This window comes from Frigoribacterium sp. CG_9.8 (assembly GCF_015751965.1).
GTDB lineage: Bacteria > Actinomycetota > Actinomycetes > Actinomycetales > Microbacteriaceae > Lacisediminihabitans.
This window is the reverse complement of record NZ_JADOVH010000006.1, coordinates 115064-129620: the sequence shown is the minus strand read 5'-3', so window position 1 is coordinate 129620 and position 14557 is coordinate 115064. Positions and strand designations below refer to the sequence as shown.

The following is a 14557-nucleotide window of genomic DNA, read 5'->3' as shown; positions in this document are numbered from 1 at the left end:
GTGCATAGCTACAATCACCACAGACCCCATACCGGCATCGGCGGCAAATCACCCATCGACCGCGTACACAACGTCAATGGGAAGAACACCTAGGCGTGCCACCACGGTGCTGGCGGGCGCCAAAACCGCGTGCCTCAAGAAGCGTGCCGGTGCGACGCACGAAGGGGCCCGACCTTTCGGCCAGACCCCTTCGCCAACTCAGACGGTGGCAGTTACAGCTTGCCGTAGACCTGCGACTCGAAGGAGTCGACGTTGCCCGTCGCGTACTTGTAGATCGAGACGTAGGCCTCGGTCGGGTCACCGTTCTTGTCGAACGAAATCGGACCAGAGAGACCGTCGTAGTCGATGTCCTTCTTCTCGGCGATCAACTTTGCGCACTCAGCAAATGTCGTGCACTTGGTGCCCTTTTCAGAAACTGACTGAAGGTTCGCCTTGATGGTCGGTCCGTCGGCCTTGCCACCCTGGAGGGCCGCAAGAGCCGTCACCACAACAGCGTCGTAGGACTCCGCTGCGTAGCTGAAGACGTTCAGTTCCTTGCCACCCTGCTTCTTGACCAGGGACTGCATGTCAGCCTGGAACTTCGCGGTAGCCGCGACACCCGGGCTGGAGAACTGCGCGCCGGCGATATCGACGTTGGTGTCCTTCTTGGTGATGACGCCGTAGTTTCCGTCGGTTCCGTAGAACTTCTTGAAGTCGAAGCCCTTCGCCGCGAGCTGCTCAGCAATCGTCTTGATCTCGTCGAACGAGATGACGACGAGGGCATCAGGCTTGGTCGCAAGCAGCGAAGTCAGCGCGCTGTTGAAGTCGGTGGAGGCCGGCTCGAAGATCTCTTCACCGGCGATGGATCCGCCACCAGCGAGGATGGACTTCTTCACGTTGGACTCGAGGCCGGTTCCGTAGGCGTCGTTCATGTACAGGATGGCGACCTTGGTGGCACCGTCCTTCAGGATCTTGTTACCGAGGATGCGACCCTGCAGCACGTCGGATGGCGCCGTGCGCCAGTAGTATCCGTCGTCCGCGTAGTTCGAGAAGTCGGGAGAGGTGTTCGCCCCGGAGATCTGAACGACCTTGGCCTGGGTGATCTGGTCGATGATGGTCTTCGAGACCCCCGACGATGCCGCACCGACGATGGCGGCTACACCAGAGGCGAGAAGCGCCGTCGCGGACTGGGTCGCGATGTCGGTTGAGGTGTCGCCAGAGTCCTTGTGGGTCACGGTGATCGTGAGCCCGGCCTTGGCCGCGTTGATGTCCGCAACCGCGAGGTCAACTCCCGCGATCTCGGGCGGGCCAAGAACCGCGAGGGTTCCGGTCTGCGGAAGAATGCTGCCGATCTTGAGGCTCAGGTCCTTGCCGCCAGTGGTAGTTCCGCTGCTGGATGCGCAGGCGCTGAGAAGAAGCGCGCTGACACCGAGGATCGCGATACCGCTGATGGTGGACTTGAGAGCCCGTGAGCGGGAGGCCTTGGCCTTCGCGAAAACGCTCATGATGCTCCTTGCGTAGAGGTGAAATGAGGACGTGACAATACGGGGTACTGCACTTATATCGAAGTTATTGCCCCGGAGGTCCGGACACAATACGCGCAGGTTACAGCCACGTAACACAGCACAATCGTTACTTTCCGTTACTTCGGCACCGTTCCCCGGTCGAAAATCTCCGTTTTCACCCTGCTGGATGCTCGCGTTCAGCGCGCCTGCGCCGGTGCGCGACGGGTGCGACCGGCGCGACCGGCCGAGACGAAGACATCCACGGTGAGGATCACAAGGGCCACCCAGACCAGTGCGAAGCCGATCCACCGGGCAGGCGGCATGTTCTCCCCGAGCACGAAGACCCCCACGATGAACTGGAGCACCGGTGCGAGGTATTGCGTGAGTCCCAAATAGACGAGAGGGAGCCGCCGTGCTGCGGCGGCGAAGAGCAGCAGCGGCACAGCGGTGATGACACCCGTGCTGGCGAGCAACACGGTGTGGGCGAGGCTCACCGTACCGAAAGTAAGGCCGGCGCTTGTGCCGACGACGGCCAATTGAACGAGTGCCACCGGCACCAGCCACGCCGTCTCCAGCGTGAGGCCGCTCACTGCATCCACCGCGGGGCCGACGCGCTTCTTGATGAGCCCGTAGAACCCGAAGGAGAAGGCGAGCACCAGGGAAACCCAGGGCAGCGCCCCGTAGTTGACGGCGAGTACGACCACGGCAAGCACGCTCGTGCCGACGGCGATCCATTGGGGCATCCGCAGCCGCTCCCGCAGAAAAATCACGCCGAGCAGAATGGTGACGATGGGATTGATGAAGTACCCGAGTGAGGCCTCGATCACCTTGCCGTCGAGGGTCGCATAGACATAGACCTGCCAATTGACGTAAATGAAAACCGCAGCAAGCCCCATCGTGAAGACGATGCGCGGCTGGCGCAGGATCGCGATCAACGCGGGCCACTTGCGCGTGACGGTGATGATGAGTGCGCAAAACACCAGCGAGAACAAGATGCGCAGTGCCACGATCTCGAATGCGCCAGCGGGCTGCAGCAAGAGGAAGTAGAGCGGGAGGATGCCCCAGAGTGCGTAGGCCACCACGGCCATCACGACGCCCGATCGCTCCGTGGACTGCTGGGGGGATCTGGGGCTGGACATCATGGGGATATTACGGCAAAAAGAGGCGGGCCCATTCCGACGATGTCAGAATGGGCCCGCCGACGAGTGTTGTTCTAGTGGGTGACGACCGCGAGAACGTCGCGAGCCGACAGCACGAGCAGGTCCTCCCCGCCGTACTTGACCTCGGTTCCACCGTACTTGGAGTAGATGACCTTGTCGCCGACGGCGATGTCGAGAGGGATGCGGTTGCCGTTGTCGTCGATGCGACCCGGTCCTACCGCGACGACCTCGCCCTCCTGGGGCTTCTCCTTCGCGGTGTCCGGGATGACGAGACCGGAGGCAGTAGTCTGCTCGGCTTCGACCTGCTTGATGACAATGCGATCTTCGAGCGGCTTGATGGAGACTGCCACGATTGGCCTCTTTCTTGGTGTACTTCGAAATCTGGAGGGTTAGCACTCCCTAAGGAGAGAGCCAGAGGTAGCTTAGCCGCGCGTTAGCACTCCTGCAAGGTGAGTGCCAGTCGCCGGCTTGGTACGGTGGAGCGATGGATTCCTCCGAGCTGGTCGAACTGCTCTCTAGCGACGGGCTGAGGCTGCTTGATTCATTGCCTCCGTGGCACTCGAGTGCGGATGTGCTCAAGACGGTGACTGACCTCCGCCAGGCCGGTCACTCTCCTGGACTCGTCGCCGCAGTGCTCAGCCAGTCGAAGCTCCGCGCGAAGGCAGCGGCGAAGTTCGGTCCGTTCGCCGAGCGGATGCTCTTCACCGAGGCTGGGCTGGAGCAGGCGACCCGACTGCGGGTCGCAGCGCTGCATGCCGGACGCTTCCACGCTGCTGGCCTCACCCGGATCGCCGATCTTGGCAGCGGGATCGGGGGCGACGCACTCGCCATCGCCTCCCTGGATCTCGAGGTGACGGCCGTCGAACTCGACGAAGTGACCGCTGCCATCGCCGCCTACAACCTTGCGCTCTGGCCGAATGCCACCGTCGAACACGCCGACGTCACGACTTTCGATCTCGACGGTTTCGACGGGGTGTATCTCGATCCTGCCCGCCGCACCACCGGCCACCAGAACACGGTGCGGCTGTCAGACCCGGCAGACTATTCGCCAACCCTCGAGACCGCCTTCGGGATCGCCGACCGCCTCCCCGCCGGCATCAAGCTCGGCCCGGGAATCGACCGTGACCTGATCCCCGCCGAGGCGGAAGCCCAGTGGGTGTCGGTCGACCGTGATGTCGTCGAACTCGGGCTCTGGTTCGGCGTGCTGGCCCGCCCGGGCATTCGCCGGTCTGCCCTGGTGATCGGTGAGCACGGCATGGCCGAACTCACCTCGGCAGAAGACAGTGCGGATGTCGAGACCGGCACGCTCGGCAGCTACCTGTACGAGCCCGATGGCGCGGTCATCCGCTCCCGATTGATCGGCGACCTCGGCCGCCGCATCGGGGCGATGATGCTGAGCGACGGTATCGCCTACCTCACCTCGGACGAAGCGATCGAGACGCCCTTCGCCGCATGCTTCCGCGTGATCGAGAGCTTCCCGCTCGACGAACGGCGGCTGCGCAAGGAGCTGGCCGCCCGAGGCATCGGCTCGCTAGAGATCAAGAAGCGTGGAGTGGATATCGACCCCGCGATGTTCCGCAAGAAACTCTCACTTCACGGCCCAGCCTCCGCGACACTCGTGCTCACCCGCGTCGCGGGCAGGCATACTGCGCTGCTCTGCGAGCGCGTCACCTTCCGCACATCCTGAGGTAAAAACCCGCTCCGTGCGCGTGGCCGTCGCGTTGCTGCACGCGCGCGGACTCAAGACCCGGGCGAAAACGCGAGGCCGAGCGCGTGCTGAAGACCGGGCCGACCGTGAAGACCGTCAAACGACTGATCAACTAGGGGTTGTTCATGCCGTTCATGTTGTTCATGTCGAAGGCGCCGTTGGGGATGCCGATCGCGATCAGCGCGATCCAGCCGATCAGCGCGATGATGGCGATGGCCAGCCCGACGATTCCCGTGATGATGGCGGTGAGCCAGAATCCCTTCGCCCCGGGTCCCTCGCGCTTGCGGCCGAGAATGCCGAGCACGAGCGCACCACCGGGGATGAAGAGCTGTAGCACCGAACCGACGATGGGGAAGATGACAACCCCGGAGCCGAGGATTCCGACAATTCCGAGGATCATTCCGATCAGGCTAAGCGTCTTCGGCGTGGCAACGCCACCCGTCGCGGTGTAGGGCGGAGGCGCCACATACCCGCCAGCGGGAGGTGCGGGAGGCAGAAGCGGAGGCGCTGGGGGTGGGGTCACCGGTGAGGCTGGCGGCGGTACCGGCGGCACAGCGCCGTTGTCGGGGTCAGTCATGGGTTGCTCCTAAAAGAAAGATGCATGAAAAAGATGATCGAAAAGGCAGTTTCCAGCCTTCCATCGCACAAGCGGCAAGTCAAACCGCGGCACGGGTGGTCCGACGCCGATTTCAGGCCTGGACGACCGTAACCGGCAGGGTCGAGTCAGCACCGAAGGAGAGGGCGGATGGTGCGTGGCCGGCCGCGATGAGTCGCGCGGCAATCGCGGCAATCATGGCCCCATTGTCGGTGCAGAGGGCCAGCGGAGGGATGCGCAGTTCGATTCCAGCGGCGAGGCAACGCTCCGCTGCGACCTCGCGCACGCGCGCATTAGCGACCACACCACCACCGAGCAGCAGTCGGGGAACTCCGAGATCGAGACAGGCGGCGACGGCCTTCGTGAGCAACACATCGGTGACCGCTTCGCGGAAGCTTGCCGCAACATCCGCCACCGGCACCTCCTCGCCCAAATCCTGTCGCTGCTCGACCCAGCGCGCCACAGCGGTCTTCAGTCCAGAGAACGAGAAGTCGTAGCGATGCTTCGCCATATCTTTCGGCTGGCTGAGCCCACGGGGAAAGCGGATGGCCTTCGGATCCCCGCCCACCGCGACCCGGTCGATCTGCGGTCCGCCGGGATACGGCAACCCGAGCAGGCGGGCGACCTTGTCGAAAGCCTCGCCGGCCGCATCGTCGATCGTCTCTCCGAGCAACTCGACGTCGGTGATCAGATCGCGCACGTGCAGGAGCGAGGTGTGCCCACCCGAGACAAGGAGGGCGATGGTCGGAAGTTCGATGTCGGTTCCGTCGTCGCGCAGCACGTCGGCACCCACGTGCCCGACGAGATGGTTGATCGCGTAGATCGGTTTGCCGAGAGCGACGGCAAGCGCCTTCGCCGCCCCGACTCCCACCATCAGGGCCCCGGAGAGCCCGGGTCCGCTCGTCACGGCGATGGCATCGAGCTCGGCAAGTGTGACTCGCGCTTCGGCGAGTGCGGCTTCGAGTGCCGGGCCGAGCGCCTCGAGGTGCGCGCGGGCCGCGATCTCCGGCACCACGCCACCGTAGCGGGCATGCTCGTCCATCGAGGAGGCGATCACGTTGGCAAGCATGGTGGTTCCCCGCACGATTCCGATGCCGGTCTCGTCGCAGCTCGTCTCTATTCCCAGCACGAGAGGGCCCGAGACGAGTGGACCGGGTTCAGGAGGGCCGGCGGTCACCGTCCCACCGCCGGTCACTGTCCCACCGCCGGCCGGGTCACGGGGTCAGGCACGGCAAGTCGCATGACGATCGCATCCACCGCATCCGGCTGGTAGTAGCCGACTCGCACCGCGATCTCCTCAAATCCCAGGGTCTCGTAAAGACGTTTCGGCCCGGGATTATCTGCTCGAACCTCGAGGAACACCTCTTTCGCACCGCGCGTTCGCGCCTCCCGGATGAGCGCGTTCATGAGCGCTCGCCCAAGTCCCCCCCGGCGGGCGGCCTCGACTACGGCGATGGTCTGGATGTCGCCCTCCTGCGCACCACGGGGCGCGAACAGCCCCGCATAGCCGTCGAGCACTCCCGGGAACCCCACGCGATCGGCGACGAGGTAGTAGCACTGCGGATTGCGTAAGTCGCTGAGCATGGCGTTGCTCGACCAGGCGTCGGTGCCGAAAGTACCCGTCTCGAGTTCCATGATGCGCGGGAGGTCGGCGGTGGTTGCCGAGCGAAGCTGCCAGCTCACTCAGCTCACCCGCTTCGGACCGGCCGACACCGTGACATCCGGGGCCCGAAGGTAGAGTGCCGCAGGCCCGGCGAACGGGCGGTTGTGGAAGAACAGTCCCTCGGCGAGCAGGCCGGCCGATGCGGCGGAAACCTGTGCAGCATCGATCCGTTCATGCCTCGAATAGTCGGCCACCACCGCGGGCAATTCATCGGGTCGACACAGCCCCGGTCCCTGCACGCGGATCGGAAGGCCGACCGAGTCCACTCCGGAGTAGGCGGAGAAGTGGACCTCACGCCGGCGGGCATCCGTCACGACCAGCAGTGGGCTGTCATGACCCGCCGCGTAGAAACCCCAGGCGACGGCGTCGTGGCTCACCACCCGCACGAGCGGCCGGGATGCGCCGAAGGCGAATGCCTGTGCAGCAGCGATGCCCACCCGCAGCCCGGTGAATGGCCCCGGGCCCATTCCCGCGGTCACTCCGGAGAGTTCGTCGATCGCCACGCCGGAGCGTTCGATCGCCTCACGGATCGCTTCGCCGATCACCTCGGCGTGGCGGCGGGTGTCTGCTTCGTTCACTTCGGAGAGGATGCCGCGATCCCGGTCCACGACGGCAACGCTCGTACCGGCGGAGGTGTCGATGGCGAGCAGCATCAGTCCAGCCTAAGGTCGTGCCAGCGAGCGCCGTGCCCGGTGATAGTGACGAGGCGCGTCTCCACCGGTTCATCCCCGTCGCCGATCTCCACTCCCGCTCCGGTCGGGCGCCGGATGTCGATCTCGATCCAGTGCTCGGCAACACCCTCGAGCATCCCGGCCGCCCACTCCACGACCACGATCGATGCCGACCAGTCGATGTCGAGATCGTCGAGCTCTGCCGCACTGCCGAGGCGATACGCATCCACATGCACGAGGGGTGCGCCATCGCCGATGCGCCGATGGGTGCGGGCGAGCACGAAGGTGGGGCTCGTCACCGATCCGCGCACACCGAGCTGGCCACCAAGACCCCGGGTGAAGGTGGTTTTACCTGCACCCAATTCGCCATTGAGCGCCACGAGATCACCGGCTCTCAACTCGACCGCGAGTCTCGCTCCGAGCTCGGCCATCTGTTCCGGTGTATCAATCCCGAGCTGCATAGGTCCACTCGATCCGGCCACCGAGGCGCGTGACGATCTCGTAGTTGATGGTGTCGGCGGCGTGAGCCCAGTCATCGACCGACGGCACTCCGATCGCGGGGTCACCGAACAGCACCGCGCGATCACCGAGAGCGACCGGGTCGTCACCAACGTCGACAACGAACTGGTCCATGGCGATGCGGCCGGCGATGCGGTAGCGACGCCCGTTGATCGATACCTCGCCGCGGCCCGATGCTTGGCGCGGGATGCCGTCGCCGTACCCGAGTGGAACCAGCGCGAGGCTCGTCTCGGCGGTGGTGCGGTAGTCGTAGCCATAGGAAACACCGCTACCCGCCGCCGCCCGCTTCACCGAGACGATGCCGGCACTCAGCTCGAGCGCCGGGCGCAGACCGAGATCGGCAGAACTTGAATCATCGAAGGGTGACAATCCGTAGGTACCGATGCCAACCCGCACCAGAGAGAATCGTGCCGTCGGCACCCGGAGCGCCCCGGCGGTCGCCGCGAGGTGAAGTAGTTCAGGGGTGAGCCCGGCCGCGAGCGCCGCGGCGATCGCGCGTTCGAATGCCGCAACCTGAGCGCGGTCTTCTGCCTCGCCGGCATTCGCCAGATGACTCCACAGTCCACTCACCCGCAGCCGTCCGGTGCGCTCGTGCTCTGCAGCGGCCTCGAAGAGGGCAGGCCAGTCCGGCTCCGCTGCACCATTGCGACCGAGACCCGTGTCCACCTTGAGCTGCACGGAAGCCGTGCCAGCGGCATCCGCCACGCAATCCAGCTGTTCGAGGTAATGCACTCCGAGGTCGATGCGGGCGGCAATGGCCTCGTCGAACGACACGTGCGGACCATGCAGCCAGGCGAGAATCGGCGCGTCGATACCTGCTGCACGCAACTCCAGCGCCTCGGCGATGTCCACGACGCCGAGCCAGTCTGCCCCGGCGGCAACAGCGGCACGGGCCACCGGCACGGCACCATGCCCATAGGCGCGGGCCTTGACGACGGTCATGAGCCGGGCATCCCCGATCCGGCCTCGCAGGGTGCGAATGTTCTCGGCCACCGCATCCAGATCGACGCGGGCCTCACGAAGCGGGCGCGTCATAAGTGTGCTCCGGAATCGGGCGAGCCGGGTCCATCGGCAATGACGTAGGCGATCGCGATACCGGCATCGTGACTCATCGACAGGTGAATGGCGGTGATGCCGCGGGCCTGCACGATGTCGGCGAGCGCGTGATAGACCACGATCGATGGGTTACGCAGGCCATCTGAAACGACAGCCATGTCATGCCAGCGCACCCCGGTTGAATCGCCAATCGCTTTGATCACCGCCTCTTTCGCTGCGAACCGCGCCGCGAGAGAGTTGAGGGATCTTCTCACTCCGTCATCCCACTGTTCGCTCTCGGCGAACAAGCGTGAAAGGACTCCAGGCGTCCGCGTGGTGGCCCTCTCAAACCGGGCGAGATCGACGACATCCACTCCGATGCCGATAATCATTACGGTGCCTTTCGTGCTCTATTCGAGCGCTATTCCACCGTGACGGACTTGGCAAGGTTGCGTGGCTGGTCGACGTCGAGGCCCTTCGCCGCGGCGAGTTCCATGGCGAAGATCTGCAGCGGTGCCACGGCGAGCAGCGGCTCGAACAGTGTCGAGGCGAGCGGGATGCGGATCACGGTGTCGGCATACGGCAACACCGAGACATCCCCTTCCTCGGCGATCGCGAGGATGCGAGCGCCACGCGCCCGGATCTCCTGGATATTGGACACGACCTTGGGATGCAGCGAATCCTTCGCGCGCGGGCTCGGCACGATCACGAACACCGGTTGCCCCGGCTCGATGAGTGCGATCGGGCCGTGCTTGAGCTCACCGGCGGCAAAACCCTCGGCATGGATGTACGCCAGCTCCTTGAGCTTGAGCGCACCCTCGAGGGCGACCGGGTACCCCGCGTGCCGGCCGAGGAACAGCACGGAGCGGGTGTTCGTCATCCAGCCCGCGAGCTGCCGGATGGCGTCGTGCTGTTCGAGCACGGTGGCGAGCTGGCCGGGCAGAGCCTCGAGTTCGCCGAGTAGACCGGAGATCTCAACCGCCGAGAGCGTTTGGCGCACCCGGGCGAGATGGAGGCCGAACAGGTAGAGCGCGGCAACCTGGGCGACGAACGCTTTGGTGGATGCCACGGCCACCTCCGGCCCGGCGTGGGTGTAGATCACGGCATCAGATTCGCGAGCGATGGTTGCCCCCTGGGTGTTGCAGATCGAGAGCGTCTTTGCCCCGGCCGCCACCGCGTATTTGACGGCCATCAGGGTATCCATGGTCTCACCGGACTGGCTGATCGACACGACCAGAGTGCGGGCGTCGATCACCGGGTCCCGGTAGCGGAACTCATGCGAGAGTTCGACGTCCACGGGGATACGCGCCCACTTCTCGATCGCGTACTTGCCGAGCATGGCGGAATAGTTTGCGGTACCGCAGCCGAGGATCACGATGCGGTCGATTCCCTGCAGGGCATCATCGCCGAAAGCGTCGAGTTCCTGCAGGCGAACCGCGCCGTCTGCGATGCGGCCGAGCAGAGTCTTGGCGATCGCCTCGGGCTCCTCGCTGATCTCCTTAGCCATGAAACTCGACCATCCGCCCTTTTCCGCTGCCGAAGCATCCCAGGCAATCTCGAATTCCTCGGTGTCGACCGGGTTGCCGAAGAAGTCGGTGACAGTAACGCTGTCGGCGGTGATGGTCACGAGCTGGTCTTGGCCGATCGCCATGGCGCGGCGGGTGTGCTCAACGAAGGCCGCGACATCCGAGCCGAGGAAGTTCTCTCCATCGCCGAGCCCGATTACCAGTGGCGAATTTCGGCGCGCTCCCACGACGACGCCAGGCTGGTCTTCATGCAGTACGAGCAGTGTGAACGCGCCGTGCAGCCGGTCGACCACGTTGCGAAGAGCCAGAGCGAGGTCGCCGGTCTTCTGGTATTCGAGGCCGACGAGCAGCGCTGCGACCTCGGTATCGGTTTCGCTGGTGAAGACCGTATCGGGGTGGGATCCCACCAGCTCAGCCTTGAGCTCGGCGAAGTTCTCGATGATGCCGTTGTGGATAAGCGCGAGCTTGCCATCGTCCCCCAGGTGCGGATGCGCGTTCTGGTCGTTGGGGCCGCCGTGGGTCGCCCACCGGGTGTGCCCGATCCCAGTTGCTCCGTTCGCCAGCGGAACGCTGTCGAGGTCGTCAATGAGCACCTGCAGCTTGCCCGCGCGCTTCCTGGTGTGCAGCACGCCCTCCGGGTCGATCACCGCTATGCCGGCCGAATCGTAGCCGCGGTATTCGAGCCGACGCAGACCACCAAGCAGTACCTCGATGCTCTGGTTGCTGCCGACGTAGCCCACGATTCCACACATGAAAGACGATTTTACGGTACTTCGGGCGCGCATCCGCCCGGTCGGTAGGCGACACGGGTCTCCGGTAGCCTGTTTTCTTATGTCAGACAAGGCCCACTCGACGCCGGCCCACGCGACACCCGTCCATCCCTCACCTTTTGTCGAGATCGAGCGCGCCGACTGGGCTGCACTCGCGCCGACCACTGAGCGTCCCCTCTCGCCAACCGAGATCGTGGGACTGCGGGGTCTCGGCGACCGACTGGACCTGAGCGAAGTGACGGATGTCTATCTCCCCCTCAGCAAGCTGATCAGCCTCTATGCGGTGGGTGCGCGTCAGTTGCACCGAGACACCAGCCGCTTCCTCGGCCACGATTCACCCGCGACTCCGTTTGTGATTGGAGTGGCTGGATCCGTCGCGGTCGGCAAGTCGACGAGCGCACGTCTGCTGCGCGAACTGCTCTCGCGATGGAAGGGGACGCCTCGGGTCGAACTAGTGACCACCGACGGTTTTCTGCTGCCGAACGCCGAACTCGAGCGGCGCGGCCTGATGCAGCGCAAGGGCTTCCCGGAGTCCTATGACCGTCGCGCACTGCTCCGCTTCGTCATGAAGGTGAAGAGCGGTGCCGAGGAGGTGCGCGCTCCGTTCTATTCGCATCTCAGCTACGACATCGTTCACGATGCCGAAATCGTGGTGCGGCGCCCCGACATTCTCATCGTCGAAGGGCTGAACGTTCTGCAGCCGCCATCGTCCGGTCACGGCCTGGCGATCAGCGACCTCTTCGACTTCACCGTCTATGTGGATGCCCGCACGGCCGACATCGCCCGCTGGTATGAAGAGCGGTTTCTCAAGCTTCAGCGAGGTGCGTTCACCAACCCGAAGTCCTACTTCCACCGGTTCGCGAGCCTCAGCCATGAGGAGGCGGTGGCCCGCGCCGCCGACATCTGGACGCGCATCAACGAGCCAAACCTGCTGCAGAACGTGCTGCCGACGCGATCGCGAGCCGACCTCGTGCTGCGCAAAGGAACGGATCACGCGGTGAACAGCGTGCTCCTCAGAAAGCTTTAGCCACTACCGCTGCCGGCGGGTCGAGCGCGCAGCGTCAGTGCGCGAGTTGCGTTCGCACCACATCGGCCAGCAGCGTGGCGATCGACTCGGCCGTCGAATGATCTGCAGCCTCGACCATCACCCGCACCATCGGCTCCGTGCCCGATTTGCGCAGCAGCACCCGTCCGGTCTCGCCGAGACGCTCCTGCGCCGAATGCACTGCATCCGCCACCACCGAATCGGAGGCGAGGGCATGGTGGTCCACCCCGCGCACATTGATCATGATCTGGGGATAGACCGTCATCACGCTGGCAAGCTCCGCGAGCGATTTACCGGTGCGGGCCATCTCGGCGAGCAGGTGAAGGCCGGTGAGGATGCCGTCGCCGGTCGTCGCAAACTGGCTCATGATCACGTGCCCGGACTGTTCACCGCCGAGGCTCAACTTCTTCTCGTTCAGCGCCTCGAGCACATAACGATCACCGACAGCGGTCTGCAGCAGCGTGATTTCGTGCTCGGCCATGGCAACTTTGAGGCCGAGGTTCGACATCACGGTCGCGACGAGAGTGTCGTCGGTGAGCAGGCCGCGTTCCTTCATCGAGACCGCGAGGATCGCCATGATCTGGTCGCCGTCCACAGTCCGGCCGAGGTGATCGACGGCAAGACAGCGGTCGGCATCACCATCGTGGGCGATACCGACATCGGCGCCATGCTCGAGTACCGCACGCGCGAGGTTGTCGAGGTGGGTAGATCCGACGCCGTCGTTGATGTTGTAACCGTCCGGCTCAGAACCGATCACAGTGACGGTGGCACCGGCATCTGTGAACACCTGCGGTGAGATCCCCGCAGCGGCTCCATTGGCGCAATCGAGCACCACGTGGATGCCCTCCAGTCGAGAGGTAAGCGTCGACAGGAGATGGAGCACATAGCGATCTTCCGCATCCGCGAACCGGCGGATGCGTCCGACCTCGATTCCGGTCGGGGCCAGCTTCTTCTCCGTCAGCGCAGCTTCGATGCGGTCCTCGACCTCATCCGGCAACTTCGTTCCGCCAGCCGCGAAGAACTTGATGCCGTTGTCGGGAGCCCCGTTATGGGATGCCGAGATCACGACGCCGAAGTCAGCTTTGATGTCTGCGATGAGGAAGGCTGCCGCTGGCGTCGGGATGATTCCGGCGTCGAGCACATCCACGCCGGAGCTCGCAAAGCCGGCCATGACAGCCGCGGCAATGAACTCACCGGAAACCCGCGGATCGCGCGCCACCACCCCGACCGGCCGGCGCCCGGAAGCACGGCGACCGTCGGCGAAGCGTCCTTTGCCGAGCACAACGGACGCGGCTTGGGCAAGCCCGACAGCCAACTCGACCGTAATAACTTCGTTCGCAAGGCCCCGAACGCCGTCGGTGCCGAAGAGGCGAGGCATAGTATCCGGAGCGCGGAAGCGTGTTAGCGCTTAGAGAACTGAGGAGCCTTACGTGCCTTCTTGAGTCCGGCCTTCTTGCGTTCCTTGACGCGGGCGTCACGGCTGAGGAAGCCGGCCTTCTTGAGGGCCGCGCGGTTGTTCTCCTCGTCGATCTGGTTGAGCGAGCGCGAGATGCCGAGACGCAGTGCGCCAGCCTGGCCGGACGGGCCACCACCGGTGATGCGGGCGATCACGTCGTAGCTGCCGAGCAGGTCGAGGATCTTGAATGGGTCGTTGATGAGCTGCTGGTGGAGCTTGTTCGGGAAGTAGTTCTCGAGGGTGCGACCGTTCACCGTGATGACGCCGGAGCCGGGCGCAATGCGCACTCGGGCAATGGCCTGCTTGCGGCGTCCGACGGCGGCGCCGGGAACGTTGAGAACGGCACGCGGTGCCTTGGTCTCGGCTGCCGGGGTCGTCTCGGTCGAGTAGCTTTCGAGAACTGCTTCGTCGAGTGAATCTTCGATCTTCGCCATGATGTTGGAAATCCTTATTTTTTCGGTGCGCGCTACTGCGCGACCTGGCCGAGGGTGTAGGTCGTGGGCTGCTGTGCAGCGTGGGGGTGCTCGGCGCCGGCATAGACCTTGAGCTTGGTGAGTTGGGCGCGTCCGATCGAGTTCTTCGGGAGCATGCCGCGAACCGCTTTCTCGACCGCGCGGGTCGGGTGCTTCTCGAGCATCTCGATATAGGTCATCGAGCTGAGCCCGCCCGGGTAACCCGAGTGGCGGTAGGCCCGCTTCTGCGCGAGCTTGGAACCGGTGAGGGCGACCTTCTCGGCGTTGATGATGATGACGAAGTCGCCCATATCCATGTGCGGGGCGAAGGTCGGCTTGTGCTTGCCGCGAAGGAGGACCGCCGCGTGGGTTGCGAGGCGCCCGAGAACGATATCGGTCGCGTCGATGATGACCCAATCACGCTGGACATCTTCGGGCTTGGGAGAGAAAGTGCGCGTCACAGTACTACTGCT

16 protein-coding genes are annotated in these 14557 nt (G+C 64.6%); 2 read left to right on the top strand and 14 right to left on the bottom strand.

Features of this window, described 5'->3' with window-relative positions:
* Positions 1-212: 212 nt before the first annotated feature.
* The 3 genes from IWX88_RS12665 to groES form a co-directional block, all read right to left on the bottom strand.
* Positions 213-1484 (bottom strand): ABC transporter substrate-binding protein, encoded by a 1272-nt coding sequence (locus IWX88_RS12665; protein WP_196830841.1) that lies wholly within the window; start codon positions 1482-1484, stop codon positions 213-215.
* A gap of 197 nt (positions 1485-1681) precedes the next feature.
* Positions 1682-2626: an EamA family transporter RarD gene (gene rarD, locus IWX88_RS12660; RefSeq protein ID WP_370568369.1), complete on the bottom strand. Its 945-nt coding sequence runs from the start codon at positions 2624-2626 to the stop codon at positions 1682-1684.
* 71 nt (positions 2627-2697) lie between these two features.
* On the bottom strand, positions 2698-2994 hold the full coding sequence (gene groES, locus IWX88_RS12655; RefSeq protein WP_185201682.1) for a co-chaperone GroES: 297 nt from the start codon (positions 2992-2994) through the stop codon (positions 2698-2700).
* Positions 2995-3128: 134 nt separating this feature from the next.
* Here groES and IWX88_RS12650 point away from each other — a divergent pair, with 134 nt between their 5' ends.
* Positions 3129-4331, top strand: coding sequence for a class I SAM-dependent methyltransferase (locus IWX88_RS12650; protein WP_196830839.1), 1203 nt, complete (start codon positions 3129-3131; stop codon positions 4329-4331).
* A gap of 133 nt (positions 4332-4464) precedes the next feature.
* Here the strand turns inward: IWX88_RS12650 and IWX88_RS12645 are convergent, their stop codons facing one another.
* From IWX88_RS12645 to glmS, 8 genes are all read right to left on the bottom strand, one after another.
* Positions 4465-4929, bottom strand: a complete 465-nt coding sequence (locus tag IWX88_RS12645) for a DUF4190 domain-containing protein (protein WP_196830838.1) — start codon at positions 4927-4929, stop codon at positions 4465-4467.
* A gap of 112 nt (positions 4930-5041) precedes the next feature.
* Positions 5042-6124 carry a tRNA (adenosine(37)-N6)-threonylcarbamoyltransferase complex transferase subunit TsaD gene (tsaD, locus tag IWX88_RS12640; RefSeq protein ID WP_370568368.1) on the bottom strand — a complete coding sequence of 361 codons (1083 nt, stop codon included), beginning with the start codon at positions 6122-6124 and terminating at the stop codon, positions 5042-5044.
* A gap of 14 nt (positions 6125-6138) precedes the next feature.
* Positions 6139-6630 carry a ribosomal protein S18-alanine N-acetyltransferase gene (gene rimI / locus IWX88_RS12635; protein ID WP_370568367.1) on the bottom strand — a complete coding sequence of 164 codons (492 nt, stop codon included), beginning with the start codon at positions 6628-6630 and terminating at the stop codon, positions 6139-6141.
* A complete protein-coding gene (tsaB, locus tag IWX88_RS12630) occupies positions 6631-7263 on the bottom strand; it encodes a tRNA (adenosine(37)-N6)-threonylcarbamoyltransferase complex dimerization subunit type 1 TsaB (protein WP_196830837.1) in 633 nt (210 codons plus the stop codon).
* Entirely contained in the window at positions 7263-7742 is a 480-nt protein-coding gene (gene tsaE, locus IWX88_RS12625; RefSeq protein WP_196830835.1) for a tRNA (adenosine(37)-N6)-threonylcarbamoyltransferase complex ATPase subunit type 1 TsaE, read from the bottom strand. Before tsaE ends, tsaB begins: the two co-directional genes overlap by 1 nt.
* Complete coding sequence (gene alr / locus IWX88_RS12620) at positions 7726-8835, bottom strand: alanine racemase (protein ID WP_196830834.1); 1110 nt, start codon at positions 8833-8835, stop codon at positions 7726-7728. The genes tsaE and alr overlap by 17 nt, the downstream gene beginning before the upstream one ends.
* The gene (locus tag IWX88_RS12615; RefSeq protein WP_196830833.1) at positions 8832-9227 is read right to left on the bottom strand and encodes a holo-ACP synthase; all 396 of its coding nucleotides are present in this window, start codon (positions 9225-9227) and stop codon (positions 8832-8834) included. The genes alr and IWX88_RS12615 overlap by 4 nt, the downstream gene beginning before the upstream one ends.
* A 29-nt stretch (positions 9228-9256) precedes the next feature.
* Positions 9257-11113, bottom strand: coding sequence for a glutamine--fructose-6-phosphate transaminase (isomerizing) (glmS, locus tag IWX88_RS12610; RefSeq protein ID WP_196830832.1), 1857 nt, complete (start codon positions 11111-11113; stop codon positions 9257-9259).
* A 79-nt stretch (positions 11114-11192) separates the two neighbouring features.
* Here glmS and coaA point away from each other — a divergent pair, with 79 nt between their 5' ends.
* Positions 11193-12158 (top strand): type I pantothenate kinase, encoded by a 966-nt coding sequence (coaA, locus tag IWX88_RS12605; protein WP_196830831.1) that lies wholly within the window; start codon positions 11193-11195, stop codon positions 12156-12158.
* Between the two features lie 34 nt (positions 12159-12192).
* Here the strand turns inward: coaA and glmM are convergent, their stop codons facing one another.
* Genes glmM through rplM form a run of 3 tightly spaced genes read right to left on the bottom strand, consistent with a single transcriptional unit; the run spans position 12193 to position 14545 of the window.
* Positions 12193-13554, bottom strand: coding sequence for a phosphoglucosamine mutase (gene glmM, locus IWX88_RS12600; RefSeq protein WP_196830830.1), 1362 nt, complete (start codon positions 13552-13554; stop codon positions 12193-12195).
* A gap of 23 nt (positions 13555-13577) precedes the next feature.
* Positions 13578-14066 (bottom strand): 30S ribosomal protein S9, encoded by a 489-nt coding sequence (gene rpsI, locus IWX88_RS12595; protein WP_196830828.1) that lies wholly within the window; start codon positions 14064-14066, stop codon positions 13578-13580.
* A gap of 32 nt (positions 14067-14098) precedes the next feature.
* The gene (rplM, locus tag IWX88_RS12590) at positions 14099-14545 is read right to left on the bottom strand and encodes a 50S ribosomal protein L13 (protein ID WP_196830825.1); all 447 of its coding nucleotides are present in this window, start codon (positions 14543-14545) and stop codon (positions 14099-14101) included.
* Positions 14546-14557 lie beyond the last annotated feature (12 nt).